Annotated in this window: 24 protein-coding genes; 1 reads left to right on the top strand and 23 read right to left on the bottom strand. The window is 58.1% G+C overall.

Features of this window, described 5'->3' with window-relative positions:
* Positions 1–16 precede the first annotated feature (16 nt).
* The 9 genes from AB6724_RS07205 to AB6724_RS07165 all read right to left on the bottom strand — a co-directional run bounded on the left by AB6724_RS07205 (position 17) and on the right by AB6724_RS07165 (position 12,180).
* Entirely contained in the window at positions 17–2,419 is a 2,403-nt protein-coding gene (locus AB6724_RS07205) for a 3-hydroxyacyl-CoA dehydrogenase/enoyl-CoA hydratase family protein (protein WP_369337826.1), read from the bottom strand.
* Between the two features lie 69 nt (positions 2,420–2,488).
* Positions 2,489–2,932 carry a DUF2147 domain-containing protein gene (locus AB6724_RS07200; protein ID WP_369337825.1) on the bottom strand — a complete coding sequence of 148 codons (444 nt, stop codon included), beginning with the start codon at positions 2,930–2,932 and terminating at the stop codon, positions 2,489–2,491.
* A 79-nt stretch (positions 2,933–3,011) separates the two neighbouring features.
* On the bottom strand, positions 3,012–4,808 hold the full coding sequence (locus AB6724_RS07195; protein ID WP_369337824.1) for an acyl-CoA dehydrogenase C-terminal domain-containing protein: 1,797 nt from the start codon (positions 4,806–4,808) through the stop codon (positions 3,012–3,014).
* Between the two features lie 59 nt (positions 4,809–4,867).
* Positions 4,868–5,683 carry a TetR/AcrR family transcriptional regulator gene (locus tag AB6724_RS07190; protein WP_439329836.1) on the bottom strand — a complete coding sequence of 272 codons (816 nt, stop codon included), beginning with the start codon at positions 5,681–5,683 and terminating at the stop codon, positions 4,868–4,870.
* A 198-nt stretch (positions 5,684–5,881) separates the two neighbouring features.
* Positions 5,882–6,577 (bottom strand): nucleoid occlusion factor SlmA, encoded by a 696-nt coding sequence (slmA, locus tag AB6724_RS07185; RefSeq protein ID WP_369337822.1) that lies wholly within the window; start codon positions 6,575–6,577, stop codon positions 5,882–5,884.
* 177 nt (positions 6,578–6,754) lie between these two features.
* Complete coding sequence (locus AB6724_RS07180; RefSeq protein ID WP_369337821.1) at positions 6,755–8,254, bottom strand: sensor histidine kinase; 1,500 nt, start codon at positions 8,252–8,254, stop codon at positions 6,755–6,757.
* Between the two features lie 136 nt (positions 8,255–8,390).
* Complete coding sequence (locus AB6724_RS07175; RefSeq protein WP_369337820.1) at positions 8,391–9,110, bottom strand: response regulator transcription factor; 720 nt, start codon at positions 9,108–9,110, stop codon at positions 8,391–8,393.
* Between the two features lie 157 nt (positions 9,111–9,267).
* Positions 9,268–10,158, bottom strand: a complete 891-nt coding sequence (gene argB, locus AB6724_RS07170) for an acetylglutamate kinase (protein ID WP_369337819.1) — start codon at positions 10,156–10,158, stop codon at positions 9,268–9,270.
* Between the two features lie 114 nt (positions 10,159–10,272).
* On the bottom strand, positions 10,273–12,180 hold the full coding sequence (locus tag AB6724_RS07165; protein ID WP_369337927.1) for a polysaccharide biosynthesis protein: 1,908 nt from the start codon (positions 12,178–12,180) through the stop codon (positions 10,273–10,275).
* On the opposite strand from AB6724_RS07165, the gene AB6724_RS07160 reads away from it, so the two are divergent.
* Positions 12,109–12,306, top strand: coding sequence for a hypothetical protein (locus tag AB6724_RS07160; protein WP_369337930.1), 198 nt, complete (start codon positions 12,109–12,111; stop codon positions 12,304–12,306). The two genes, AB6724_RS07165 and AB6724_RS07160, sit on opposite strands and share 72 nt — an antisense overlap.
* A gap of 7 nt (positions 12,307–12,313) precedes the next feature.
* Here AB6724_RS07160 and AB6724_RS07155 read toward each other — a convergent pair whose 3' ends face one another.
* The 14 genes from AB6724_RS07155 to AB6724_RS07090 all read right to left on the bottom strand — a co-directional run bounded on the left by AB6724_RS07155 (position 12,314) and on the right by AB6724_RS07090 (position 26,249).
* Positions 12,314–12,907 (bottom strand): sugar transferase, encoded by a 594-nt coding sequence (locus AB6724_RS07155; protein ID WP_369337818.1) that lies wholly within the window; start codon positions 12,905–12,907, stop codon positions 12,314–12,316.
* Positions 12,907–14,061, bottom strand: a complete 1,155-nt coding sequence (locus tag AB6724_RS07150; RefSeq protein ID WP_369337817.1) for a DegT/DnrJ/EryC1/StrS family aminotransferase — start codon at positions 14,059–14,061, stop codon at positions 12,907–12,909. The genes AB6724_RS07155 and AB6724_RS07150 overlap by 1 nt, the downstream gene beginning before the upstream one ends.
* A 169-nt stretch (positions 14,062–14,230) precedes the next feature.
* On the bottom strand, positions 14,231–15,460 hold the full coding sequence (locus tag AB6724_RS07145; RefSeq protein WP_369337816.1) for a glycosyltransferase family 4 protein: 1,230 nt from the start codon (positions 15,458–15,460) through the stop codon (positions 14,231–14,233).
* A 3-nt stretch (positions 15,461–15,463) separates the two neighbouring features.
* Positions 15,464–16,333, bottom strand: coding sequence for a hypothetical protein (locus tag AB6724_RS07140; RefSeq protein ID WP_369337815.1), 870 nt, complete (start codon positions 16,331–16,333; stop codon positions 15,464–15,466).
* Positions 16,318–16,983 (bottom strand): PIG-L deacetylase family protein, encoded by a 666-nt coding sequence (locus AB6724_RS07135; RefSeq protein ID WP_369337814.1) that lies wholly within the window; start codon positions 16,981–16,983, stop codon positions 16,318–16,320. The genes AB6724_RS07140 and AB6724_RS07135 overlap by 16 nt, the downstream gene beginning before the upstream one ends.
* 29 nt (positions 16,984–17,012) lie before the next feature.
* Positions 17,013–17,552 carry a PglD-related sugar-binding protein gene (locus AB6724_RS07130; RefSeq protein ID WP_369337813.1) on the bottom strand — a complete coding sequence of 180 codons (540 nt, stop codon included), beginning with the start codon at positions 17,550–17,552 and terminating at the stop codon, positions 17,013–17,015.
* The gene (locus tag AB6724_RS07125; protein WP_369337812.1) at positions 17,549–18,625 is read right to left on the bottom strand and encodes a glycosyltransferase; all 1,077 of its coding nucleotides are present in this window, start codon (positions 18,623–18,625) and stop codon (positions 17,549–17,551) included. The genes AB6724_RS07130 and AB6724_RS07125 overlap by 4 nt, the downstream gene beginning before the upstream one ends.
* Positions 18,622–19,605 carry an NAD-dependent epimerase/dehydratase family protein gene (locus AB6724_RS07120; protein WP_369337811.1) on the bottom strand — a complete coding sequence of 328 codons (984 nt, stop codon included), beginning with the start codon at positions 19,603–19,605 and terminating at the stop codon, positions 18,622–18,624. Before AB6724_RS07120 ends, AB6724_RS07125 begins: the two co-directional genes overlap by 4 nt.
* On the bottom strand, positions 19,602–20,984 hold the full coding sequence (locus AB6724_RS07115) for a hypothetical protein (RefSeq protein ID WP_369337810.1): 1,383 nt from the start codon (positions 20,982–20,984) through the stop codon (positions 19,602–19,604). Before AB6724_RS07115 ends, AB6724_RS07120 begins: the two co-directional genes overlap by 4 nt.
* A 5-nt stretch (positions 20,985–20,989) precedes the next feature.
* Positions 20,990–22,270 carry a lipopolysaccharide biosynthesis protein gene (locus AB6724_RS07110; RefSeq protein ID WP_369337809.1) on the bottom strand — a complete coding sequence of 427 codons (1,281 nt, stop codon included), beginning with the start codon at positions 22,268–22,270 and terminating at the stop codon, positions 20,990–20,992.
* A 47-nt stretch (positions 22,271–22,317) separates the two neighbouring features.
* The gene (locus tag AB6724_RS07105; RefSeq protein ID WP_369337808.1) at positions 22,318–23,406 is read right to left on the bottom strand and encodes a DegT/DnrJ/EryC1/StrS family aminotransferase; all 1,089 of its coding nucleotides are present in this window, start codon (positions 23,404–23,406) and stop codon (positions 22,318–22,320) included.
* Positions 23,407–23,412: 6 nt separating this feature from the next.
* Positions 23,413–23,994, bottom strand: coding sequence for a UDP-2-acetamido-3-amino-2,3-dideoxy-D-glucuronate N-acetyltransferase (gene wbpD / locus AB6724_RS07100; protein ID WP_369337807.1), 582 nt, complete (start codon positions 23,992–23,994; stop codon positions 23,413–23,415).
* On the bottom strand, positions 23,991–24,938 hold the full coding sequence (locus tag AB6724_RS07095) for a Gfo/Idh/MocA family protein (protein ID WP_369337806.1): 948 nt from the start codon (positions 24,936–24,938) through the stop codon (positions 23,991–23,993). The genes wbpD and AB6724_RS07095 overlap by 4 nt, the downstream gene beginning before the upstream one ends.
* Before the next feature lie 15 nt (positions 24,939–24,953).
* Complete coding sequence (locus AB6724_RS07090; protein WP_369337805.1) at positions 24,954–26,249, bottom strand: nucleotide sugar dehydrogenase; 1,296 nt, start codon at positions 26,247–26,249, stop codon at positions 24,954–24,956.
* Positions 26,250–26,274: the final 25 nt, after the last annotated feature.

Genomic DNA, 26,274 nt, shown 5'->3' with positions numbered 1-26,274 from the left:
TTCTCCTCGCTTCGCCTTAGTTGCGCACCGGCTTGCCGGTATTGAGCATGCCCAGAATGCGTTCATGGGTCTTGGGGTGAGCAATCAGATGACAGAAGGCCTTGCGCTCCAGCTTCATCAAATAGGCCTCGTCCACCAGCGTGCCCGCATCCACCTCGCCGCCGCAAACCACGTTGGCGATCAGGCCCGCAATATGCTGGTCGAACTCGCTGATGAAGCCGCCGTCGCGCATGTTCACCAGCGAACCCTTGATGGTGGCGATGCCGCTGCGGCCGGCCACGGGGAAGCTGCGCTTGAGCGGCGCGCGCCAGCCGCTGGCGGCCATGGCCTTGGCCTCGTTGATGGCCACAAACAGCACCTCGTCCTTGTGGGCCACGATGATGTCGCTGTCCAGCAGATAGCCGAGCTTGCGCGACTCGATGGCGCTGGTGCCCACCTTGGCCATGGCGGCCGCCGTGAAACCCTCGGTGAGAAAGGGCAGGATGTCCTTGCCCGTACTGGTGGCCGCGTTTTCCGCGGCGCGGCGCGCGATATAGGTCAGGCCGCCGGCACCGGGCACCAGGCCCACGCCGACCTCGACCAGGCCGATATAGCTTTCCATATGGGCCACGCGACGCGCCGAGTACACGGCCAGCTCGCAGCCGCCGCCCAGGGCCAGGCCGTGGATGGCCGAGACCACGGGCACTTGCGCATAGCGTATGCGCAGCATCAGGTTCTGCAGCTCCTGCTCCACGCTTTCGATGGCATCCGCGCCACCGACCACGAAGGCCGGCATGGTGGCTTCCAGGTCCGCGCCCACGCTGAACGGTGCATCGCCGGACCAGATGACCATGGCCTCGAAATCGCTCTCGGCCATGTCCACGGCCTCCATCAAAGCCTCCATGACCTCGGGGCTGATGGCATGCATCTTGTTCTTGATGCTGGCGATCAGCACCTTGCCGTCCAGCGTCCAGGTGCGCAGCGCCTTGGACTCGGCAAGCGTGGTGCCGGCGGTCTGCCAGTCGGGCAGATTGGTTTCGCCGAGCAGCTTCTCGGGGAACAGCTGACGCTCATACACGGGCAGCACGCGGCGCGCCACGAACTTGTTCTGCGCGGCGCTCCACGAGCCATTGCCGGTATGCACACCGCCCGCATCGGCCACCGGACCTTCGAACACCCAGCGCGGCAGCGGCGCCTTGCAAAGTGCCTTGCCCGCATCGATGTCCTCTTGCACCATCTTGGCCACTTCGAGCCAGCCGGCTTCCTGCCACAGCTCGAACGGGCCTTGCTTCATGCCGAAGCCCCAGCGCATGGCCTGGTCCACATCGCGTGCGGAGTCGGCAATGGATTCCAGGTGCACGGCGGCGTAATGGAAGCTGTTGCGCAGAATGGCCCAGAGAAACTGGCCCTCCTTGCCCTCGGCATTGCGCAGCAGCTGCAGGCGCTCTGCAGCGGGCTTCTTGAGCATGCGGCCATAGACCTCGTCGGCCTTGCCACCGGCGGGAATGTAGTCCTCGCTGTCCAGCTCGAACTGGAAGATGTCGCGGCCGACCTTCTTGTAGAAGCCCTGCTTGGTCTTCTGACCCAGGTTGCCCAGCGCTATCAGCTTGGCCAGCACGGGCGGCGTGCCGAAGCTGCCGTAGAAGGGATCCGTCTCCAGGCTCAGATTGTCCTGCAGGGTCTTGACGACATGGGCCATGGTGTCCAGGCCCACCACGTCGGCGGTGCGGAAAGTGCCCGAGGAGGCGCGGCCCAGCTTCTTGCCCGTGAGGTCGTCGACCACGTCAAAGCTCAGGCCGAAGTTCTCGACCTCCTTCATCGTGGACAGCATGCCCGCGATGCCGATGCGGTTGGCGATGAAGTTGGGCGTGTCGTGGGCGCGCACCACGCCCTTGCCCAGTCCCGTGGTCACGAAGGCCTCGAGCTGGTCCAGCACCTCGGCGTTGGTGGTCGGCGTGTTGATCAGCTCCACCAGCGGCATATAGCGCGGCGGGTTGAAGAAGTGGATGCCGCAGAAGCGCGGCTTGATCGCATCGGGCAGCGCTTCGGAGAGCTTGGTGATGGACAGGCCCGAGGTGTTGGAAGCCACGATCGCATGCTTGGCCACGAAGGGCGCGATCTTGTGATACAGATCCAGCTTCCAGTCCATGCGCTCGGCAATGGCTTCGATGATCAGATCGCAACCCTTGAGCAGCTTCATGTGCTCTTCGTAGTTGGCGGGCTGGATCAGCTCCACATCGTCGGCCACGCCGATCGGCGAAGGCTTGAGCTTCTTGAGGTTGGCGATGGCTTTTTCGGCGATGCCGCTCTTGCTGCCGGACGCTGCGGGCAGATCGAACAGAACGACCGGCACCTTGACGTTGACCAGATGGGCCGCGATCTGCGCGCCCATCACGCCCGCGCCGAGCACGGCGACTTTTTTCACATTGAATCGGGACATGGGAAATGTTCCATTGAGGGCCGGCCGCCTTCCAGAGCATGGCGGGGCCGGCAGATTGTTGGGTGTGGCTTACTGCACGCGAACCCAGGTCTGGGTGCGCCAGAAAGGACCGATGGAGCCGCGCACTTCGAGCTTCTTGCCCTCGTCCACGGGCGTCAGCCGCACGGTGTAGGTCTTGCCGTTTTCGGGGTCGAGGATCTTGCCGCCCTCCCAGACCTCCTTGCCTTCGGCCTTTTTGACATTGCTGATCAGCGTCATGCCGACCACGGGCTTGTCCTTGAGCTCGTCCTTGCACTCGGTGCACAGGGCATGGGGATCGGCTCCCTTGCGCAGCAGGGCCTGTACCTTGCCCGTGACCACGCCATTGGTTTCGGTGATGTTGACCTCGGCCTTGGGCGTGCCCTCTTTCTCATCGATGCTGCGCCACACGCCTACGGGCGTCATCTGCGCCCAGGCAGTGGACAAACTGCCAACCACCAAAACCAGAGCTGCTAGCGCTTGTGTCTTCTTCATCTCCAGGTCCTTTCCATTCGAACTGCAGAATTCTTGTGCGCGCGCCGCTCCGCTTTTTTGAGCAGAGCGGCTGCCGACATCAGGCCAGTGCGGCGTCGGTGTCCATCAGGGACTTGCTGCCGGCGCGCGCGGTGCGCATCAGCGACGCGGTCTCGGGGAACAGCTTGGCAAAGTAGAAACGCGCGGTCTGCAGCTTGGCCAGGTAGAACGGGTCGGTATTGCCGTTGCCGATCTCACGCAGCGCCACTTGCGCCATGCGCGCAAACAGATAGCCGAACACCAGGTGACCGGCAACGCGCAGATAGTCCACCGATGCGGAGCCCACCTCGTCGGGGTTCTGCATGCCCTTGAAGCCGATCTCGGTGGTGAACTTGGTCATCTGCTCGCCCAGCGTGGCGATGGGCGTGATGAACTCGCTCATCTTCTCGTTGACGCCCTCTTCCTCCACCAGCTTGGCGATCAGCTTGCCGAACTTCTTGAGCGTGGCGCCCTGGTTGCCCAGGATCTTGCGGCCCAGCAGGTCCAGCGCCTGCACGCCGTTCGTGCCTTCATAGATCATGTTGATGCGGTTGTCGCGCACGAACTGCTCCATGCCCCATTCGGTGATGAAGCCGTGGCCGCCATAGACCTGCTGGCTCATGGTGGTGGCGATCCAGCCGTTGTCGGTGATGAAGGCCTTGACGATGGGGGTCAGCAGGGCCACCAGCTCGCCGCTGTCCTTGCGCACTTTTTCGTCGGGGTGGTTCAGCTCCTGATCGATCAGCAGCGCGCTGAAGGTGGACAGCGCGCGGCCGCCTTCGGCATAGGCCTTGGCCGTCATCAGCATGCGGCGCACATCGGGGTGGACGATGATGGGATCGGCGGGCTTGTCCTTGGCCTTGGTGCCCGACAGGCTGCGCATCTGCAGGCGGTCCTTGGCATAGGCCAGCGCGTTCTGGAACGCCACCTCGGTCAGGCCCAGCGACTGGTTGCCCACGCCCAGGCGCGCGGCATTCATCATCACGAACATGGCTTGCAGGCCCTTGTTGGGCTCGCCCACCATGGTGCCGATGGCGCCGTCGATGTTGATCTGGGCCGTGGCATTGCCGTGGATGCCCATCTTGTGCTCCAGCGCGCCGCAGAAGATGGGATTGCGCGAACCCAGGGAACCGTCGGCGTTCACATGGAACTTGGGCACGACGAACAGGCTGATGCCCTTGGAGCCCGGGGGCGCATCGGGCAGGCGGGCCAGCACCAGGTGCACGATGTTTTCGGTGAAGTCATGCTCGCCGGCCGAGATGAAGATCTTGTTACCGGTGATCCGGTAAGTGCCGTCGGCCTGAGGTTCGGCCTTGGTGCGCAGCAGGCCCAGATCGGTGCCGCAATGGGGCTCGGTCAGGCACATGGTGCCGGTCCATTCGCCGCTGGTCAGCTTGCCCAGATAGGTCTTCTTCTGCTCGGGCGTGCCGTAAGCGTGCAGCGCCTCGTAGGCGCCATGGGACAGGCCCGGGTACATGGTCCAGGCCTGGTTGGCGCTGTTGAGCATTTCGTACAGCGCCGAGTTCAGCACCATGGGCAGGCCCTGGCCGCCGTATTCGGGGTCGCAGGACAGAGCCGGCCAGCCGCCTTCCACAAACTGCTCATAGGCCTGCTTGAAGCCCTTGGGCGTCCTGACCTCGTGCGTTTCCTTGTTCAGGCTGCAACCCTCGGCATCGCCGCTGATATTGAGCGGAAAGGTCACGTTGGCCGCGAACTTGCCGGCCTCTTCCAGCACCGCGTTGATGGTGTCCACATCCACCTCGGCATGCTTGGGCATTTGCTGATAGGACTCGGTGACCTTGAAGACCTCGTGCATGAGGAATTGCATATCACGCAGTGGCGGGTTGTAGCTGGGCATTTGTCTTCTCCTGTGATGGTGGTTGCGTGTGGATCGGGTGGATGACCTGAACTGCTGTCTCAGGCCGCCGGCGGCTCGCTCGCATAGCGGGCCAGGATGTTGCTGAAGCCCGCTTTCGCGCGCTCTATCGAGCCTTCGCTGCGCAGAAAGCGGGCCTCGTAGTGCAGGGCCAGAATCAGGCCGTGGATTTCAAACAGCAGTTGGTTGGCATCGGTGTCGGCACGCAGATCGCCGCACTCGCGGCTTTGCACGATGGTGCGGCGCATGGCGGCATGCCAGGTGCTGACGGACTCCACCAGCGCGTCGCGCACCGGGCCGGTGCGATCATCGAACTCGACGGCGCCGCTGATGTAGATGCAGCCGGAGTCCAGCTCGATGGAGGTGCGTTTCATCCAGTTGTCGAACAGCGCGCGCAGACGCGGAATGCCGCGCTGCGCCTCTATGGCCGGGTAGAACACTTCCTGCTCGAAGCGGTCGTGGTATTCGTGCACCACGGAGATCTGCAGCTCCTCGCGCGAGCCGAAATGGGCAAACACGCCCGACTTGCTCATGCCCGTGAGTTCGGCGATCGCGCCTATGGACAGGCCTTCCAGGCCTATGTGCGTAGCAAGATTGAGAGCAGCCTCCACAATCGTGGCCTTGGTTTGCTGGCCTTTTGGCAAGGATCGAGCGGATTTGCCGGCCGATGCTTCCTGCGTTTTGTTGCCATCCGGGGCTTGCACGGCGGCCGCTGCTTTGCGAGACTTGTCCGCAGCCTTGGCGACAGCCTCTTCCGGCTCCGCCGCCGCGGAGCGCACGGAAGTACGGCCGGTCGCATGCGCGGTTTTGCGCGCAGCACGCGGGGCAGAGGAACGGGGGACGGACGACGAAGACATGCAAAATCCAATAAAACGAACGTTCGTTCTATTTTGCACAAAATCCGCCGTCCATCCGATAGCTTCAAGGGTAAATACCTAATCTTTAGCGCTCAGGCTTTCCCTAGGGCGGCCAGCACAGACGCCGCGCCTTGGGCAAAAAAAAGCCGCCAGCCCTCACAGGCGGCGGCGTTTCAAGTCTTGATTTCGCGGACCGGACTAGACCACCACCATCATGGCCAGGCTGGCATCCAGATGCTCGGTGGGCACGCGGCGGAAGCCCGAGCGCGCATAGCGCTGCAGGCGCCCCAGCGCGAACGAGGTCAGCACGCTGGCGGCCACCGAGGCCTCGACCGTCGGCGCGGCCGAGCCCAGCGCGCCCGCCGCGGGGCGCAGGCATTGGCGCAGCGTGGACTCGATGCGGTCAAAGAACTGGTTCATGCGCGCCTGCAGGCGCTCGTGCTCGAACACGATGGCGTCGCCGACCATCACGCGCACCATGCCGGGGTTCTTCTCGCCGAACTGCAGCAACAGGGCGATCACGCGGTTGGCATTGCGCACACCTTCGATGGGATCGTGCGGAGCTTCGGCTCCATCGCGGCCCACGATCTGCTGCACCAGCGTGAAGACGGACTGTTCGATGAATTCGATCAGGCCTTCGAACATCTGGGCCTTGCTGGCAAAGTGGCGGTAGAGCGCGGCTTCGCTCACGCCCAGATGGGCGGCCAGGGCGGCCGTGGTGATGCGGTCGGCGCCGGGCTTTTCCAGCATGGTGGCCAGGGCCTGCAGGATTTGCTCGCGGCGCTCGCCGGGTTTGGGACGCTTGCGCGCCGGGGCCAAGGCGGGCGCTACGGAAGCGTCCTCCGCTGAATTTTCGGGATTGGAAACAGGCGACAGGACTTCAGACTCAGACATAGGCGACTCAGTATTTGTAAGTAATTTTCTCACAGCCATTTGCACTGTTAAGCACATGACTGCCCTCTGTCGGCAGGTTGTCAGGTAGGCTCAAACATGCCGCACGAGCGCACTTGTCGTTTCCGTCCCTCTTTTCACAACCCCCGCTCTCACCAACCCGCAAGCGTAACCGAGAAATCAGGCCTCGCGATGCACAGCCCCATCATGGCTGCCGTCCGAGGCCGGCTGCACCGGCAGCTCGAGCCGCACCAGCAGCCCCTTGCCGGAGCTGCCTGCGGCAAAGCTGAGCACGCCCTGATGCAGCTGCGTGATCTCGTCGGCGATGGCCAGACCCAGGCCCGTGCCCTCTTCCACCACGCCCTGGGCTCGGTAAAAGCGCTGGGTGATCTGGCTGCGTTCCTCCTCGGGCACGCCGGGGCCGTCGTCGTCGACCTCCACGAATGCCCATTGCGTGATGCCGGGCAGGTTCAGCAGCGCCGCATCGTCCGTACCCACGGGCCGCGGGCGCAAACCGCAGCTCAGCGTGACGCTGCCTCGCGCAGGAGTGTATTTGATGGCGTTCTCCACCAAATTGGAGACCAGCTCGCGCAGCAGCCAGCTATGTCCCCAGACCGCAGCCGGCGCCATCTCCAGGCCGAAGTCCAGCTCCTTGGCCGAGGCCCGGTCGATGAAGGTCTCCAGCATGCTCTCGCACAGATCCTTAAGGTCCACCTCCTGCAGAGGCTGGACCTCGGCATTGCGCGCATCGGCGCGCGACAGGGCCAGCAGCTGGCGCGCCAGCTGGGAGGTGCGGCGCGTGGCATCGCGCAGCTGCTCGATCTGCTCCACGCTGAGCACCACCTGGGCCTGGGCGCCGCTGCGCCTGGCAATGCGCTGCGCTTCCTGGGCGCTGAGCGCCCAGGCCTCGACCTGGGCCTGCAGCGCGGCCAGCGGCGTGCGCAGCTGGTGCGCGGCATCGGCCACAAAACGGCGCTGCCCCTCGGCCTGGGCGTTGACCAGCGAGAACAGGCGGTTGAGCGAACGCACCAGAGGCCTGACCTCCGCGGGCGAGGTCTGCTCGTTGATGGGACTGAGGTCGCGCGGCGAGCGGCGCTCCACCGCCTGGGTCAGCTTGTGCAGCGGCTTGAAGGCGCGGCTGACCGACCAGTAGATGGCCACGGCCGCGCCCGCGATCAGCAGCAGATTGGGCAGCAGCACATGCATCAGCAGCTGGCGCACCCACTGCTGGCGCACATCGCTGCTGTCGGCCAGCATGACGACCATCTCGCCCGCGCCATAGGTTTCGGCCTTGAGCACGCCCACGCGATAGGTCACACCGTCATGCTCCTGGCTGTGGAACTCGGCCGTGGCCGTGGCCGGCACATCGAAACGGATCCAGGTGTCGCCCGCGACCACATGGCCCTGCAGATCGCCCACCGCGTAGCCGACCTCGTCGCCCTGGTTGCGCAGAAAGTCCTCGATCGCCGGCGTCAGCGACACCAGCGGCGGCGTGCCGTCGGCAATCGAGGGAGCCAGCACGGAATCCGCCAGCGCCGGCAGCAGGCGCAGCAGCCGCTGGTCATGCTGGGTCGAGGCCTCGTCCGCCGCGCTATAGCTGAACCAGCCACCCATGGCCGCCAGCAGCATCAGCGGCACCAGCAGCAGTACCAGCAGGCGGAAACGCAGATTGGCGGTCATGACAGGGCAGGTCGTTGCATCAAGAGGCGGGGACTTTTATTTCTATAGCTGCCAGCGTTTGGTGGATATCGATATCTCCCCAATATTCCAATAAAACCCATTATCTTTGGGCGCTGGAAGCTATCAATTTTGGGAGTTAGCTGTTTTCGGGCATCAGTTCCAGACGGTAGCCGAAGCCGCGGATAGAGCGCAGCGCCACCCCATGCGGCTCGAGCTTGCTGCGCAGGCGCGAGACATAGACCTCCACCGCATTCGGCGTGATCTCGCGGTCCCAGCCCGTGAGGGCCTGAAGCAGCTTTTCCTTGCTGGCCGGCTTGGGGGCATTGAGCAGCAGATACTCAAGCACCGTCCATTCACGCGGACCCAGATCGATGGGCAACAGCCGGCCCTCGCTCTCGCCCTCCTGCGCCGGCTGGCGCGCGCCGGCACGCCGGCCCGCCGTGTCCAGCTCGATGCAGCCGAAGTTCAGCACCGCCGAGGTTGCGGCCTGCGAGCGGCGCATGAGAGCGCGCAGCCGCGCCAGCAGCTCTGGCAGCTCGAAAGGCTTGACCATATAGTCGTCGGCCCCCAGGTCCAGGCCCTGCACGCGGTCCTGCAGGGCATCGCGGGCCGTGAGGATCAGCACCGGCATGGCCTTGCTCTCCACCTCGCTGCTGCGCAGGCGCCGGGTCAGCTCCAGGCCGTTGATGCCCGGCAGGCCGATATCGATCACGGCGACGTCAAACGCTTCCTGGGCCAGCACCTCCAGCGCACGCTCGGCGCTGCCCACCCAATCCACGGCATAACCGGCATCGGACAGACCCAGCTTGATACCGCTGGCCACCATCACATCATCTTCCACCAGAAGCAAACGCATAAAGTCCTACCTAGCTCAAAAACAAAAGCCGCCCAAAGGCGGCTTGCGGCAGATGTCCGTAGAAGAATCTGCCCCCGAAAAGCCCTGCAACGATGTTAACGCGTTCTGCGCTGGGCCACCCGAGGGGAGCGGCCAGCTGTCAGGGCCAGACAGCCACTCAATGGCTGCGGATCATCGTGCCATAGGCCTGCTCGGTCAGGATTTCCAGCAGCATCGAGTGCGGCACCCGGCCGTCGATGATGTGCACGGCGTTGACGCCGGCCTTGGCCGCATCCAGCGCACCGCTGATCTTGGGTAGCATGCCGCCGGAGATCGTGCCATCGGCGAACAGGCCGTCGATTTCGCGCGCCGTCAGATCCGTCAGCAGATTGCCGGCCTTGTCCAGCACACCCGGGGTATTGGTCAGCAGCACCAGCTTCTCGGCCTGCAGCACCGTGGCCAGCTTGCTGGCCACCACGTCGGCATTGATGTTGTAGCTCTCGTTTTCCTCGCCGAAGCCGATGGGGCTGATCACGGGAATAAAGGCATCGTCCTGCAGCGCGCGCACCACGCTGGGATCGATGGAGACGATATCGCCCACCTGACCCACGTCGTACTCGATGCTCGGATCCTTGTTGTCCACCATCTTGAGCTTCTTGGCACGGATCAGACCCCCATCACGCCCCGTCAGGCCCACGGCCTTGCCGCCGGCCTGATGGATCAGGCCCACGATGTCCTGCTGCACCTCGCCGGCCAGCACCCACTCCACCACTTCCATGGTCTCTTCATCGGTGACACGCATGCCCTGGATGAATTCGCCCTTCTTGCCGAGGCGCCCCAGCGCCGCCTCGATCTGCGGCCCCCCGCCATGCACCACCACCGGATTGATACCCACGAGCTTGAGCAACACCACATCCTCCGCAAAGTCCGCCTGCAGGGCGGGATCGGTCATGGCGTTGCCGCCATACTTGATGACCATGGTCTTGCCATGGAACTTGCGGATGTAGGGCAGCGCCTGGGCGAGGATTTCGGCTTTGTCGCGGGGGGCAATCGTGGGGGTGGTAGTCATGAGTGCAAGCGCCTGCCAGTGCAGGACAGATAAAGTTCAAAAAATCAAAGATCACCGCTCCCGGTGATCTCTGTCGTTTGGTGCGGATTTTGCCGCAATAACGGGCTCGCCCCGTCAGCCCCCCGCCAGTTCCCGCGTTGCAGTGCTGCCCTGGCATGCCCGTTCGGAGCCTCCAGGCGCCACATAGCCGCTGACCAGCTGCAACAGCTGGGTGTGGATCGTCGCATCGTCCCCCAGCTTGGCCGCATGGCGCAGCGTCAGCAGATGCGGTAGCAAAGCCTGCCAGGACAAGCAGCTTTCATGCGCTTTCATGATCCGCGCATGCTCCGTGGTTTCGGGATTGTCGCCAATGAGCAGCTCCTCATACAGCTTCTCCCCGGGCCTCAGGCCAACCACCTGAATCTCGATGTCACCCGATGCGTGGGCCTCGTCCTTGACGGTCAGACCCGACAGCTGAATCATCCGGCGCGCCAGATCGATGATCTTCACGGGCTTGCCCATGTCGAGCACAAAAACGTCGCCGCCATCGCCCATGGCGCCGGCCTGCAGCACCAGTTGAGCGGCCTCGGGAATCGTCATGAAATAGCGGGTCACGGCCGCATGGGTGACCGTCAGCGGCCCCCCGTTGCGCAGCTGGCTGCGAAACAGCGGCACCACGCTGCCGCTGCTGCCCAGCACATTGCCGAAGCGCACCATGCAAAAACAGGTACGGTTCGCCGTCTGCCTGCCCGCGGGCTGTTCGTCGATGGGCGCGAAATCCACGCCCGACGCCCCGGCCATGGCCTGCAGCACCAGTTCCGCCATGCGCTTGCTGGCACCCATGACATTGGTAGGCCGCACCGCCTTGTCGGTGGAGATCAGCACGAAGCGTTCCACTCCCTGCTCCATGGCCACGCGCGCCACATTGAGCGTGCCGAAGACATTGTTCAGAATGCCTTCGGCCGGATTCTCCTGCACCAGCGGCACATGTTTATAGGCCGCAGCGTGATACACCGTGTGAGGCCTGCAATCCTCAAAAATGGCGCGCAGGCGGCGCAGATTCCGGATACTGCCCAGCCGCGGCAGCAGCTGCACGGACAGGCCATGCTCCTTGCATAGCAACTCCAGATTGTGGTGAATCGCGTAGAGCCCGTATTCATTGTGCTCCACCAGCACCAAGGCCTGCGGACGCTCCAGGATGATCTGTCGGCACAGCTCGCTGCCTATGCTGCCGCCAGCTCCCGTCACCAGCACCACCTTGCCGGCCAGATTCTTGGCCAGCAGTTGCGGGTCGGGCGCCACCGGATCGCGGCCCAGCAGGTCCTCGATGTCCAGCTCCTGAAAATCCGCCACCGTCACCTTGCCCGAGGCCAGATCCATCATGCCGGGCAGGGAGCGCACATGCACGGGCAGCAGTTGCAACTGGTCGATGATTTCCCGACGCCGCAAGCGATTCAGGGAGGGGATTGCCAGCAGGATGTCCGTGACGTCCAAGCGCTCCACCAGCGCAGGCAAATGGTCATGCCCATAAATCTTGACTCCGTTGATGGTCCGCCCCACCTTGGACACATCATCATCGACAAAGCCCAACAGCACAAAATCGCGCATGGCGCTCAGGGCAGAAGCCGTTTGCACGCCGGCCTCACCAGCCCCATAAATCAACAGACGCCCTTTGGCAGCTACATTGGTTGCAGCACCATCGCCCATAAACCAAAAGCGTGCCATGGCCCGGCTGACACCGACCAGCACCAAGAAAATCAGCGGCTGTATCAGCCCTATGCTGCGTGGAATACCTGGAGGCTTCAACAGCAGCAAAGTACAGAAAAACAGCCCTCCGTAGATCAGTACCGCGATAGCCGTCGCAGCCATTGCGCTCATGCCTGTGTAGCGGAAGATGGCCCGGTATAGGCCCATGCGTACGAAAACCGGCAGGAACAGCAATGCTGCCAGCACATAGACAAAATCCTGCTCGTGCAACGGCAAGCCGACTTGGTCAACACGCAGATAAAACGCCAGCCAGACAGCGATGAGCGACATCACCATATCCAGCCCTATGACCAAGGCCTGCTTGGCAAGCCGGGGCAGTTCAAGCAAAGGCTCAACAAATCTATAAATCATTATTTTTTCTATGCCATCGCTGTATCGATGACCATAGCCTTCTATGCCTAAGGCCTACCTAACGCACAAGAGCCGCTAGCGTAGCGAGAATAATGCGAATATCTCCCCAGAAAGAGCGGCCACGCACATACTCGGCGTAGTACCGCAGCTTGACTGGTAGAACCTCATTCACATATGCCTTCTGTGGATCGCTGGATCGCGCAAGGACTTCATTTTCGTCCTTGTATTGGATTGAAGCCCAGTCCGTGATGCCCGGCTTGACCGAGAGAACAAGCTCACGCAACTCTGCGGGATAACAGGCCACGTAGCGTGGCACTTCGGGGCGTGGGCCTACCAAGCTCATGTCGCCAAGGAACACATCCAACAATTGCGCAAGCTCATCGAGCTTGTACTTGCGTAACAGAAAGCCCACCCGAGTGACGCGCGCATCAGCCCCCACAGTAATCTGCAGCCCCCGAGACTCGGCATCCGTCACCATGGTGCGAAATTTATGGATTCGAAACAGCTTGCCGTACTGTCCCACCCGCTCCTGGCGAAAAAAAACCGGTCCTCGCGAATCCAACTTCACAGCCAGTGCTATCAGAAACAGCAGCGGCGAGAGCACTAGCAGGCCCAGGCCGCTGGCCAGCCAATCAAATAGACGTTTAAGCATCAATTGAGTGCAGCCTTCATTGCATCGACCACCCGCAGCACATCCGACTCCGTCATGCGCGAATACATGGGCAAGGACAAAGTGCGCTCATAGATACGCTGGCTCGCCGGGAACATCTCGGGCGTTAGGTTGTAGGTATCGCGCCAGTAGGGCTGCAAATGCAGCGGAATGTAATGCACGCTGCAGCCAATGCCTTGGGCAAACAGGCGCTCAACAAACTGGTCACGCTTCACCGCAACCGAGTCCTCCAGCTGAATGACGTACAAATGCCAGGAATGGACATCCCCTGCCGCCGCATGAGGTGGACGGATGATGGGCAAACCGGCCAAGGCTTCGTCGTACAGCGCTGCAACCCGAGCTCGCTTCTGCTGAAATGCATGTGCCTTCTTGAGCTGATGGATGCCCATAGACGCAGCAATATCGGTCATGTTGTACTTGAAGCCCGGTGCCACAATTTCGTAGTACCAGCTTGGCGTCTTCGCGGTGAAGCGGTCGAACGCATCGCGATTGATGCCATGCAAACGCATTACGCGCGAGCGTTTGGCGATTTCCGGATCCCGGGTCACCAGCATGCCGCCCTCACCCGTGGTGATGGTCTTGTTGGCATAAAAGCTGAACACCGTCACATCGCTGTCCAACGTGCCCACCATCTTGCCGCCGCACGTGGTAGGCAGCGCGTGCGCCGCATCCTCCATGACTCGCAGGCCATGCTTGCGCGCCACCGCCAACAGGGCCTGCATGTCTGCTGCTCGCCCCGCAAAATGCACGGGGATGATCGCCTTGGTCCTTGGCGTGATCGCAGCCTCCACCGCGGTCACGTCGATGCATAGCGTGCTGGGGTCCACATCCACGAACACTGGATCAGCCCCCAGGTAACGAATAATCTCTGCTGTGGCAGTGAAGGTGTGTGTAGTGGTGATCACCTCGTCACCCGGCCCTACGCCCAGCGCCTCAAGTCCCAGGTGCAGCCCCGCGGTGGCGGAATTTACCGCTATCGCCTGAACACCGCCCCCTAGGAAATCTGCGAAATCAGCCTCGAACTGCTTGGCTTTCGGCCCTGTCGTGACCCAACCTGAGCGCAAGGCCTGCACTACCGCCGCAATTTCTTCCTCACCAATTTCGGGTAAGGCAAAGGGTAAAAAATCAGAAGTCATCTTTTTAATTCAGCAAAGTACATACATACGTCACAGCATGGCTATGTTGCATAAATGAAGATTTTTTTGTGCAAGTTACTTTTTTGAGAATTCTGCACTCTTACCAGAGTAAGGATCTCCCCCCTACAGGGATTTCCTACTGCAATTTTTTGTATGCAACAACATCAAATCAAGTCGCTACCGCATCCAAAAACCTCTGAGCCAACTGCGCATAGGTCTGGTTGCGCAAGATAAAGGCACGCCCTGCTTGCCCCATGGTCTCGCGCTCGACAGTTGACAATTCTGTCAAACGAAGAACGGCCTGAATAATCGCCTCTACATCCCCAGCACGCACCGTAATGCCGCAACCAGACTCGCCGACTGGATCGTTTCCAGCATCGATTGCCATCACAACAGGCTTTGCAGCAAACATATAATCCATCAACTTGTTGGGCGAAATACCAAACCGATACAGTGGATTCGCAGTTGAGCCAATAAAGGTGATATCAAATGCCTCCAGCAAGTTCGGCACCGCCTGCTTAGCCACTGCTGGCAGCATGTGAACATTGCTTAGGTGCTCCTCCCTCACACGCGCCAGCAGCCGCTCTCTCTCAGGCCCTGTCCCCACCAGCACTACCTCGGCCCGCCCTTCCAAACGCTGAGCAGCACTCAGCAAATCATCGAGAGCATTTGCCAAACCATGCGTACCGGAATAGCCGACGATTGGCAAGCCCTTCCCGCGAATTTTTTGCAAATGTTGCACCACCTCTGCAGGCAAAGAATGTGGAGCGGTCCACTCCTCTTCATCAACCCCATTGGGCACATAGAAAAACTTCTTAGCCGCCATGCCCCGCGCTTGCATATAGGGCTGAGCTTTGGGCAACATTGACACCACCTTATCCGCGTGACGGTAGGCATAGTCCTCGGCCATCTGCACCCACAGAATGAACGGGTGCCACTTCGACATACCACCAAGCTCCATAGGCGAGAGTGGCCACAGATCATGCACCTCGAACACCAGTCGAGCACCTGCAGCTTTCGCAATACGCCGTGCGGGCCAGATATCCATTGGATAGGTGCTGGATGCAATCACCACGTCTGGTTTGAAATCGCGTGCCAGCGCTTTGCCATTGCGCCACAGATGCCATAAAAAAGACACCATGCTGTACACCCGTCCCACGCCATTGCCACGATAGCTTGGAGTTGCGTACCAACGATAGGCAATACCATCCAAAATTTCATCAAGCCAACGCACACCTAATGGCATCTTTGGCTGTCGTGCTCGTATATGCGAATAGGCTCCCGCAACGATCTGCACTTTATGCCCCATGCGCACCCATTCACGAGCCAAGTAATATGGACGAAACTCCATTCCATGAATCTGCGATCCGGCATAATGATTAATAATTAATATATTCATATATCAATTATTGGATCGCAGTGTTTTCGCGGGGTTACCTGCAACCACAACGCCATCAGGAACATTTTTTGTCACATTTGCAGCAATCCCAACCAGAGAGTTTTCACCAATAGTCACTTTTTGAATAATTGATGAATTGGGACCCACCCATGCACCCGCACCAATCTTCACTCCGCCACTGACTTCCGCACAAGCTATTACCATTGCACCAACACCAACTACAACATTATGTGCAATATGAACGTGATCATCAATCTTCACGGAATCTTCGATTATGGTGTTCCCGAGTGTCCCTCGGCAAACAGTCGTTACGCAGCCGACCTCAACGTTATTTCCAATAATTACATTGCCAAGATGTACGATGCGTAATGGAATATTATTTTCATCACGTTCAAATCCAAAACCATCTTGCCCGATTACCGCACCCGATTTTATAATGCAATCTTCTCCAATTATCGTTCCTTCACCAATATACGAAAATGGAAGAACAATAGTTCGAGCACCAATCACTACGCCGGGTGCCACAAAAGCCTGGGGACTAACCTGCGCTGTAGGATCAATCTGCGGTGGGACGGTTGGCCTTTGAAAGCCTATGTTGCGCTGAATTGCATCCAAGGCTTTGGCAAAGGTAAGGCGGGGTCTGTCCGTAGCCAATAGGCAAGAGGCCACATTTTGGGCCTCCGCTGTAGAAATGAGGGCTACTTGTGATGCACTAGTTTGCAATGGTGCGGAATTGGCAAAACAAAGCGCTCCATCGGTGGGAGCGGACAAAGGTGCAATACTGTGCACCTGCATATCCGTACCCAGCCAATTTACCCCACACCAGCCAGCGATAGTACTGGCCATGACTGGTTGAATCAACTTATTACCCATCTCACCACCTCGAATGCTTCTGCATACCGCTTACCAATCTGAACTCCTCGAGTCAGCGCCAAGCTACGAATGAATTCCTCATTTGCATAATTACGATGCTTCTGAGATTGGTACTTTTCCAACGCATTTATTTTTTTTAGTAAAAATTTCTCAGAGATTTCAAAAAAGCAACTGGTTCTAAAATCAAGATTATTCCATGGAACCTCGTACCCCAGCATGGTTGTACGTTTAAAAGCGCGGAAGCCCTCCTCGGCAATAGTTTTGTGATCCTGATGAGTATCATTTATGCTCGGCAAAAAAACCATATCAGGCCGATACTCTTTTTGCAACTCAATCATCTTGTCCAGTATTCTTTGCCGCTGCTCTGGAAAATATCGAACATCAAAATCAAAAACCAAACAATCTTTATCCGCGATACCTAAAACAGAAGTCGCCTGACGCACCTCTGTCCGTAGAATATCGCGAGGCAAATGCGGCAACACCGACTGCTCTGCAGCAGAAAAAGCTGCATAAATAACACGCGCGCCTTCTTCTACATACCGCGCAATGGTTGCACCACATCCAAACTCACCATCATCAGTATGCGGCGCAAGCACCAAAATATTTTTAATAGGATTAATTATCACAAAAAGATCTACTCCGTAAATCATCGAAATAAAATAGATTCATCATGAATCAATCACTCCTGTTTTCTTTCATTGAGGCCGGCTGGTGTGAGGGCCTGGCCATCTTCGCCTTGAATCGGAGAAGGCCAGACTTCGCGCGGACCGCAGACTTGACCAGCGCGCAGGTGGGCGAATGCACCAACGCGAGCGTCGTGGTCCACCTGAGCACCGATGTCGATGATCGCACCACGCCCGACCACCGCGGCCGTTTCGACCACTGCACCAGCCGCCACCAGTACGCCATCCCCAAGTACCGCGTCTGGCGCTAGCCATGCAGTGCGATGCACGATATTCGGCAGCCGCCAGCCAGCCGCGGCAAGCTCGTCCATCAGACGCGAGCGCACTTCGGGCTTTCCAATTGCCACGAACATCGCTTCACCGTCCTTTGGATCGGAAAGCTCAGAGGCACAAATGACACCGATGTCGGCGATCGGTGCATGAGCATCATTGGCCTCGTCAACGAATGCTGCGACCTCCCAACCCAGATCACGCGCATAGTGAAACACCTTGCGGGCATGCGAGCCGGTACCAAAGATGAATAGCCTTGTGCTCATACGCCAGCCCTCGCGTTTGTAATGGCTTGCGCGTAGGTAATATTCATGCGATCCACGCATACCCGCCAGTCGGCCCGCTGCTCCACGATTTGCCGATTCAAACGGCCAGCATGCTCTCGCTGATCCTTATCCTCTGCCGCACGCACAATGCAATCTGCCAAGGCGTCCGCATCACCCGATGGGTAAAGCAGACCGTTCTTGCCATCCTCAATCCACTGGGCATTTGCAGGAATATTGGTGGCAATAGGGAAACACGCACATGCCATAGCCTCATTGAGCGACACATTGTTGCCATCCGAAAGTGCTGAGCTCACGAAAATATCGGCATCGGCAAGCAATGCCGCCAGACGCGCATGGTCTACGTGCCCATGAAACTCTACACAGTCAGACAACCCTGCCTCAACCACCTGTCTCTCCAGCGCCTCGCGCAGCTCACCGGCACCAACCAGATGCACCGACAGCCGCAGACCTCGCCGCGCACATGTTGCAACCGCTGCAATCACGGTATCAACGCTGTAAATCGGTGCGAAGTTTCGCGTCGAAATCAGGCGCAGAACCTCACGCTGCGGTCTATCAGGGAGCGGAACAAAACGCTGGGAATCGACGCCGAACGGCACCGCCGACACCTCTTCCAAAGGCACCCCAAGTCTTGCCACAGCGGGATTCATATGCTGAGCCACAGTCGTGACCGCATCGGCATGTCTCACAGCGTAACGCGCCAACCAGCACATCAGCTTGGACTCTTTGGGGCTAATCAGCACATCGGTTCCCCAAGCAGTCAACACAAGCGGCCTCAATCCTGCCATGGCCGCCAAAAATCCATAGCTCGTGACGTACTGCGCATGTATCACATCCGGACGCAGCTGACTTGCCAGCCTGCGTAGAAACGGGATAGCAAGCAAATAACCCAGCTTCCCTAACCCGCCTGTCGGCAATTGATGAATGCTGACGCCTGGAATGCTTGCCTTCCGGAAGCTCGCAATGTGCACGTCCACCCCTTGGTCGCGATAGTGCTCTGCCCAACGGCGAGTGTGGATGCTCAGCGCATCCGACACATACAAAATTCGTTTCACAACAATCCCTCTTCGCGGTAAGTACGCACCATCTGCCTGATCTCCGCCTCGATGCCAACGGGGTACCTGAAATCGGCCGCTATCCGCAACGCAGTCGGATCGTAAATCGTGGTGTTTGTCAGTTCCGTAAATCGTTCGCGCTGGAATGGCATGTGCCGGCCCAAAATCCGTTGAAGCCAGGAGCCGGCCTCGGCCAAGCCTTGCCCCAGCCATGGCGGCAGTTGCCGCGCCGGAGCCGCCACACCAAGCTCTTCCGAGATCCAGGCCACCACGTCCGACATCCGAGCAGGCGTGTTCACGACATAGCTTCGGTTAGGACATGCCGTAGCCGCTGCCACGATCGCGGCAGCCACGTCTTGGACCCCCACATAGTTCGCCCAGGGCTCGGTCTGGCCAAACCAAGCGAAGTGACCACGCTGAATCATCTTCATCAGGCCAAGCAAAGGATAGGAGCGCCCCTGCACAATGCCAATCACATTGCTTGGCTGCACAATCACCCACTCCATCCCAGCGCTCTCACACACTTCTCGCACACACCTCTCACCGGCGTCCTTGCTGGATTCATAAAGATTTCTCGGCGTATGAGGAGAAGCTTCATTGATCCGACCTGAGTGCGGTACAGCTCCATACACCCCCACACTGCTGACATAGACAAAACGACGCACCCGTGCACGAACGGCAGCCTCAGCCAAGCGACGCGTGCCGAGGTGATTCACCTCGCTCATCTTCGTCAAGTCGCGCTTTTCTCCTGCAATGTGGATAACCGTATTGATACCCTGCGGCAGCAGCACCTCACCTCTGCCCAAGTCCAAGGGAAAAATCTCTGGCGAGCCTACATCTCTTGCGCTCTCGCTCTGCCGAGAGGCAATGACGACTCGGCCAATAGTCGACGTCGCCCGTAATGCATCCAGCGTGTAGCCGCCGAGGAACCCAGTGCCGCCGGTCACAAACACGCTACCCAGAAGATCAGAGTGGATCATTTGGGCACTCCTGACCGAGGCACTGCTTTGCCTGTACGACGACGCCCAGCACACAGATAGGCTATCGCTATGATGATGAACACCGCCGCCAGACTTTGCTGGGTCGTACCGACCAGAAGGGTGACAACATCCCCTGCGATACAGCGGAACATGAAGGCGGTGAGCAACGAATAAATCAGCACGGTGCCAAACCTGTCGCGACCACGTGTCATCCAACGATGGAGCGCTCCCCAGCCTATCCCCCAAATTGCAGCGACTAGGAAAACCCCGGCAGCTCCCCAGTTTAGATAGCCTTCAGCGAGAAAGAAGAATTGACGTCCTTCGTTTAAGCCATAGCCACCCCCATAAAAATTTTCCATATACCAATTCGCGAGTGGAAGCGGCCGATCCGGAAAAATAAAACTGGGAATCATATACACCGGAGCTCGCAAATAGGACAGGCCCAGCCAAGGCCATTGGTCCACACCAATGGATCGTATCATTTGCGGCAGTGTTTCAAATGGAACGACGAACTCACCAATCGTCAAGGTGTAGAAAAAATTGTGTGAATCGGTCGCACCAGCCTCCGACGAAGCAAACATTCGCTCTACAAACTCCTCTATGCTTCCATAGTCCGATCCGCGCAACGTACCCATGACATTAAGTCCAATGAAACCAGCCAGCGCGAGCGGCAGAAAAATTGCAGGTGTAAGACGCCGGATGCGCAAGTGAATGAAAATCGTCAGGGAAATCGCCATGTACATGATCATGGCCCGATTACCCGTCAGCGCAAAAATACCAAAATTCCCTGCCAGCAGTAGCAAGCCAAAAATGGCATCGCGCCATTTCTTTCTGGTTGCATAACGATCAAACAAAGCCAGCATCGCCACAACCAGCCACGGGAAACCGACTGCCAGATAGCCCCGACCGAAGGTCTCCTCCGACGACTTATACCCAAGCAGCAAAAATTCCAGAAAACCCCCAACCGATTCCGCCAAAAAATAAATCAGGACCACTGATATCAGCACCAGCATCAAGATGCTCACGCCGGTTCCCTTCGCGCCATGGTCAGGCAACTGCGGAATGCGGTCGCCAAGGCGGCGCGCCCAGCGCGAATAATAGAACAACACAAAAACCACCAGAGAAATGGCCGTCATAACCAGTGAAATGCCGATATAAGACGCAAACTGTGGCAGGCTGGTTGAAACATTTCCCTCGATTTCCGTCGTGAAACAATAGCGCACTGGCAATGGCAGTGCAAATAGAGAAACAAAGAAGAGGAACAACCCTACCGGCTCAAATGGACTAGCCCGGCGCACGAAAAATACATACAACGCCAGCAGTAAAAGTATGGCCACATAGAACATAACGGCTAATACCGTCCAAGATTGCGAGTCCATGTGATTCAGCTCCTCGATATCTTTGCCAACATACGCTGCACACCTGCCCAGTCCTGAAACCTAGGTTTGAGCAATTCGCACATTGCCACCTTATGGACCCGACTATAGCCGACCAATGTAACAGTTGCCGTGATAGCCGATACAGCATTGATAGCCCAGACAGCCCCCAAAACACCCCAGCGAGGGATTAATAAAACAGCCAGGATCGCACCGACTACTAACGACAGCGCAGCTGCAATCAGTGGATACCGAGGATACCCTTGCCCCGAAAGGACTTGGCTCAATATCCGTGGAATGGCCAACAAGATAACTGATGGGGCCAAATGCATCATCGCCGATCCAACCGACACATATGCCTCACCCATCAATACACGAATCACTGGAATAGAAAGAAGAACTACTCCAACAGCCAAAAATAAACCGATCAACATATTGATTCGAAGAACGATCTCGATCACGCGTCGATCAAACCCCGTCGTACTTGACTGAGGAAAAACCAATTGCCCAATAGCGCTTGGAAGCAACAAGGTCACTTCCAACAGCAACAACGCAAGATTTAAAAATCCAACCGACTCCGGAATGCTGTAATAAGAAAGCAGCAAAAGCAAACCTCGCATCGCAAGGTAGTGCAGAAGATTCGACGCATAGACAAGCGCACCATAGCCAAGCATTGCATGCAAGACAGAGCCAACAGATTTCTCGCTCATCAGCTCCGCTGAACGATTTTTTTCCGAGGCCCCTGTCAAAGCCATAATAGACAGCATCAATACAACCGCCATAGCCGCAGTGTGGGCGATCGATAAATTCAATGAATCTGGCGCAACCAGCAAAGAGAGCAAAGCAATAAACAGCAGCGGCACACCTGCCTTTGAAATATTAAGCAAGTTCACCGTGTCATACCGATGCCCGCCCATCATGATCGCAAGCATCTGATTGAACGTGAGAAGCAGCACCCCCCCAGCCAACCCCCAAAGAAAAAGCGGGACAGGGATCTTAAATGCCGATTCGACAACGCGAATCATGGAAGCCTTCCAAATCAGAAGCGTGACCAGCCCCAATAAAGCAGTTATCAGAGAAATCACCCGCACACTGATGCGACGTGCCGCCGCCTCCGTCAATCTCCCTGACGCTACAAAGTATGTGCTGGCAGGTCCCAGACCAAAGTTCAAACCGATGAAGACCAAATTGAACACCAGCACAAACTGCGCATAGTGCCCATTCTGTTCCGGCCCAAGCAGGCGCGCAGCAAGAATCGTCAAACCTAATTGGAGCGCACCACCAACCACGGTTGCTCCCGTGGTGGAAAGTATGTGACTACTCTTAAGCACTCAATTCACTCTCGCGCGCTCAACAATGCGTCAACCACCAGTTCTTGATCAGCTGCTGATATATATGCACTCATCGGCAAACTGAGGACCTCCCGAGCCACTGCATCACCTACAGGCAAATTAACATTTGTACTGGCAACTGCAGGTTGCTGATTCAATGGAATGGGGTAGTGAACTGCCGTAGGAACCCCCTTCGCTTTCATCTGCTCTTGAACCATATTTCGATCAGAAACCCGAACAGTGTATTGCGCCCATGCACTTTGATTATCCGGATCAATAAAAGGGACGAAAGCATCCGAAACGCCATTCAGCATTGCCGCATATCGCCCCGCGACCAATTGCCTTTGTGCAATTTCCTGCTCCAAAACAACAAGCTTAGGCAGCAAAATAGCAGCTTGAATCGTATCCAGCCGACTATTGACGCCCACACGAACATGGTGGTAACGACGATCTTGCCCATGGCGAGCAATCTGACGGAGAACCTTGGCCAGTTCGTCATCGTTGGTAAAAATGGCACCACCATCACCGTAGCAACCCAAGGGCTTGCTTGGAAAGAAGCTAGTACAGGCAATAGTAGTCAAGTTACAGCTCTTACGCCCCTTGTAGGTACCGCCAAAGCTTTGCGCGGCATCTTCGATCACTGGAATTCCGTACCTAGCCGCAATGGCATTAATAGCGTCATAGTCCGCACACTGCCCATACAGACTCACCGGAATAATGGCTTTGGTCTTCGGAGTAATGGCCGCTTCCAGCAGCGCGGGATCCAAGTTATAGGTGCGCGGGTTCACATCAACGTATACCGGCTTGGCGCCCAACAGAGCCACGGTTTCAGCAGTCGCAATGTAGGTGAAGCCGGGAGTGATGACTTCGTCGCCAGGGCCAATATTCAAAGCCATCTGGGCAATCTGCAACGCGTCAGTACCATTGGCGCAGCTGATGCAGTATTTGGCACCGGTGTAGGCTGCCAGTTTTTCTTCCAACTCGGCCACTTCGGGGCCGAGAATGTACTGCCCGTGATCCAGCACACGCTGGATGCCAGCGTCGATGTCCGCTTTCAGGCTTTGATATTGGGTTTTGAGATCAATGAAGTCCATGGTGGCTTAAGCAGGCAATTTTGAAATAGCAGTGCCATCAAGCACATAGCGAGCACCGGTGTGCTGGCAAACAGCTTCGGCCTGCCCCTGCAACGGCAGGTCCAGTTGTTCACCAAATTCGCTCATCCAGCCAATCTGGCGTGCGGGAACGCCGACCATCAAGGCGTAGGCTGGTACGTCCTTGTTGACCACTGCTCCTGCGCCGACGAACGCGTATTCGCCAATAGTGCTCCCACAAACAATGGTGCAGTTCGCGCCCAGGGTTGCACCTTTTTTGACCAAAGTGTCCCGGTATTCGTTCTTGCGCTCAATGAGCGAACGAGGGTTGTACACGTTGGTGAACACCATGCTGGGGCCACAGAAAACGCCCTCTTCCAGCGTAACGTTGTCGTACACGCTGACGTTGTTCTGGATCTTGCACCGGTCGCCGATGACCACCTGATTGCCCACGAACACGTTCTGACCGAGCGAGACACCTTTGCCAATGCGGGCGCCGCCGCAGACGTGCACAAAGTGCCAGATGCGCGAGCCTTCTCCAATCTGGGCACCTTCATCGACGATGGCGCTGTCGTGCTTGAAATAACTCATACCCGCACCTTGACCAGCAGTGGATGGGGGTTGTCAGGGCTGGTGGTAATGGGTGCAGTGCGAATGACTTCCACCGTGGCAATGGCGGCGCGGTTGTCTTCGGTGCCGTAGCCCTTGCCTTCGAGCACACGCTGGTAGCTTTGAGTGTGCAGATCGGTAAAACCGCCAGAGAACTCTAGTTCTTCGCCTTCAATGGTGATGCTGCGGTAAGTGAGTTTTTCCCCCTTGACGGCATTGGCCGGCAGGTGGTCGGCATCAATCGAGAGGAACCAGCGCACACGGGCGCGTTCGTATTCCAGATAGCCAGCAGCAGTTTTTTCGTCGCGGTAATGGACTTCGTTTTTGACGATGCTGCCAAAGATGAAGTGCAGCATGTCGTAGAAGTGCACGCCGATATTGGTGGCTACACCGCCAGATTTTTCGTCAAAGCCTTTCCAGGATTTGAGGTACCACTTGCCGCGCGAGGTGAGGTAGGTCAGATCCACATCAAACACCTTGCCAGCGGGAGCGTTTTGCACCTTTTCACGCAGCGCCAGGATGGAGGGGTGCAGGCGCAGCTGAAGGATGGAGTTGACCTTGGCGCCGTAGGTGGCCTCGTAGCGCAGGAGAGTGTCCAGGTCAGCGGTGCGCAACACCAGGGGTTTTTCGCAAATGACGTCGATGCCGTTTTGCAGCGCAAACTTCATATGCGGCAGGTGCAGGTAGTTGGGCGAGCAGACGGCAATGTAGTCCAGCTTTCGACCTTGGAGCTTCAAGTCTTCCACATAGGCGGAGAAGGCTTCAAATTCGGTAAAAAACTCGGCTTCAGGGAAGTGGCTGTCCATGATGCCGACGGAGTCGTTCACATCCATGGCCACCAGCAGATTGTTGCCTGTGTCTTTGATAGCTTTGAGGTGGCGCGGTGCGATATAGCCAGCAGCGCCAATGAGGGCAAAGTTTTTCATGGTGTTATGTGAGGTTTACAGACGGAACACGCTAAAGCCGGCCTCGGCCATCGCATGGCGGTCATACAGGCTTTTCACATCGGCAAGCACAGGCTGCGGGCTGCGCGTCAGGGCTTTGAGCTGGGCGGGCGTGAGGGCGCGGTATTCGTTGTGCCCCACGGCCACCACCAGAGCATCAACGGGCTGCTCGGGGCTAATCTGCCCCAAGGGGATGCCGTATTCATGCTGCACTTCAGCCGCATCGGCCCAGGCGTCAGCCACCACAACCTGGGCGCCCCAGGTTTCGAACTCACGTACCATGTCAGCAACCTTGCTGTTGCGAATGTCCGGGCAGTTTTCCTTGAAGGTGATGCCCAGCACACCAATGCGGCAGCGCGGCACATCCATGCCGTTTTTCAGCATGCGCTGAATGGTAGTGCGAGCTACGTAGCGCGCCATGTTGTCGTTGATACGACGCCCAGCCAGAATGACCTGGGGGTGGTAGCCCACTTGCTCGGCCTTGTGCGTCAGATAATATGGATCCACGCCAATGCAGTGCCCACCTACCATGCCGGGACGGAACGGCAGGAAATTCCATTTGCTGCCTGCGGCCTCCAAGACATCCAAGGTATCAATGCCCAAGCGGGCAAAAATAACGGACAGCTCATTGACCAGCGCAATATTCAAATCACGCTGGGTGTTTTCAATCACCTTGGCCGCCTCTGCGACCTTGATGCTGCTGGCCTTATGGGTGCCTGCTGTGATGATTTCGCGATACAACCCATCCACAGCATCCGCCACCGCAGGAGTGCTGCCGCTGGTGATTTTTTTGATGGTGGTCAGCGTGTTGACCTTGTCACCGGGATTGATACGTTCGGGACTATAGCCACAGAAAAAGTCCTGGTTAAACTTCAGGCCGCTGATGCGCTCCAGTTCGGGCACACAGACTTCTTCGGTGGCGCCGGGATACACGGTGGATTCGTAAATCACCACATCGCCTTTTTTCAGCGCAGCACCCACCGTCTGGCTGGCCTTGATCAGGGGCGTGAGATCTGGCCGGTTAGCTTCTCCCACCGGAGTTGGGACAGTCACAATAAAGATGTGGCATTTCTTTAGATCGTCCACCTCGCAGCTGTAGCGTAATTGCGCTGCAGCTTTTAGCTGATCGGATGTACATTCCAAGGTGTGGTCTTTGCCGCCTTGCAGTTCTGCCACGCGAGCCCGGTTGATATCAAAGCCAAGCACCGGACGATGCTTCCCAAACTCCACCGCCAATGGCAGGCCGACATAACCAAGGCCAATAATGGCAATGGTGGCATCTGAAAAATTCATGGAATCAGTTTTCCTTAAAAATCGC

Origin of the sequence: Comamonas guangdongensis, from assembly GCF_041079535.1 — a bacterium.
In the GTDB taxonomy this organism is placed as follows: Bacteria; Pseudomonadota; Gammaproteobacteria; order Burkholderiales; family Burkholderiaceae_C; genus Comamonas; species Comamonas guangdongensis.
This window is presented reverse-complemented; position numbering and strand designations above follow the sequence as displayed.

Coding starts and splice junctions, on each gene's coding strand:
- AB6724_RS07205 (WP_369337826.1), bottom strand. CDS start 2,419: ATGTCCCGATTCAATGTGAAAAAAGTCGCCGTGCTCGGCGCGGGCGTG.
- AB6724_RS07200 (WP_369337825.1), bottom strand. CDS start 2,932: ATGAAGAAGACACAAGCGCTAGCAGCTCTGGTTTTGGTGGTTGGCAGT.
- AB6724_RS07195 (WP_369337824.1), bottom strand. CDS start 4,808: ATGCCCAGCTACAACCCGCCACTGCGTGATATGCAATTCCTCATGCAC.
- AB6724_RS07190 (WP_439329836.1), bottom strand. CDS start 5,683: ATGTCTTCGTCGTCCGTCCCCCGTTCCTCTGCCCCGCGTGCTGCGCGC.
- slmA (WP_369337822.1), bottom strand. CDS start 6,577: ATGTCTGAGTCTGAAGTCCTGTCGCCTGTTTCCAATCCCGAAAATTCA.
- AB6724_RS07180 (WP_369337821.1), bottom strand. CDS start 8,254: ATGACCGCCAATCTGCGTTTCCGCCTGCTGGTACTGCTGCTGGTGCCG.
- AB6724_RS07175 (WP_369337820.1), bottom strand. CDS start 9,110: ATGCGTTTGCTTCTGGTGGAAGATGATGTGATGGTGGCCAGCGGTATC.
- argB (WP_369337819.1), bottom strand. CDS start 10,158: ATGACTACCACCCCCACGATTGCCCCCCGCGACAAAGCCGAAATCCTC.
- AB6724_RS07165 (WP_369337927.1), bottom strand. CDS start 12,180: ATGGTGATGTCGCTCATCGCTGTCTGGCTGGCGTTTTATCTGCGTGTT.
- AB6724_RS07155 (WP_369337818.1), bottom strand. CDS start 12,907: ATGCTTAAACGTCTATTTGATTGGCTGGCCAGCGGCCTGGGCCTGCTA.
- AB6724_RS07150 (WP_369337817.1), bottom strand. CDS start 14,061: ATGACTTCTGATTTTTTACCCTTTGCCTTACCCGAAATTGGTGAGGAA.
- AB6724_RS07145 (WP_369337816.1), bottom strand. CDS start 15,460: ATGAATATATTAATTATTAATCATTATGCCGGATCGCAGATTCATGGA.
- AB6724_RS07140 (WP_369337815.1), bottom strand. CDS start 16,333: ATGGGTAATAAGTTGATTCAACCAGTCATGGCCAGTACTATCGCTGGC.
- AB6724_RS07135 (WP_369337814.1), bottom strand. CDS start 16,983: ATGATTTACGGAGTAGATCTTTTTGTGATAATTAATCCTATTAAAAAT.
- AB6724_RS07130 (WP_369337813.1), bottom strand. CDS start 17,552: ATGAGCACAAGGCTATTCATCTTTGGTACCGGCTCGCATGCCCGCAAG.
- AB6724_RS07120 (WP_369337811.1), bottom strand. CDS start 19,605: ATGATCCACTCTGATCTTCTGGGTAGCGTGTTTGTGACCGGCGGCACT.
- AB6724_RS07115 (WP_369337810.1), bottom strand. CDS start 20,984: ATGGACTCGCAATCTTGGACGGTATTAGCCGTTATGTTCTATGTGGCC.
- AB6724_RS07105 (WP_369337808.1), bottom strand. CDS start 23,406: ATGGACTTCATTGATCTCAAAACCCAATATCAAAGCCTGAAAGCGGAC.
- wbpD (WP_369337807.1), bottom strand. CDS start 23,994: ATGAGTTATTTCAAGCACGACAGCGCCATCGTCGATGAAGGTGCCCAG.
- AB6724_RS07095 (WP_369337806.1), bottom strand. CDS start 24,938: ATGAAAAACTTTGCCCTCATTGGCGCTGCTGGCTATATCGCACCGCGC.
- AB6724_RS07090 (WP_369337805.1), bottom strand. CDS start 26,249: ATGAATTTTTCAGATGCCACCATTGCCATTATTGGCCTTGGTTATGTC.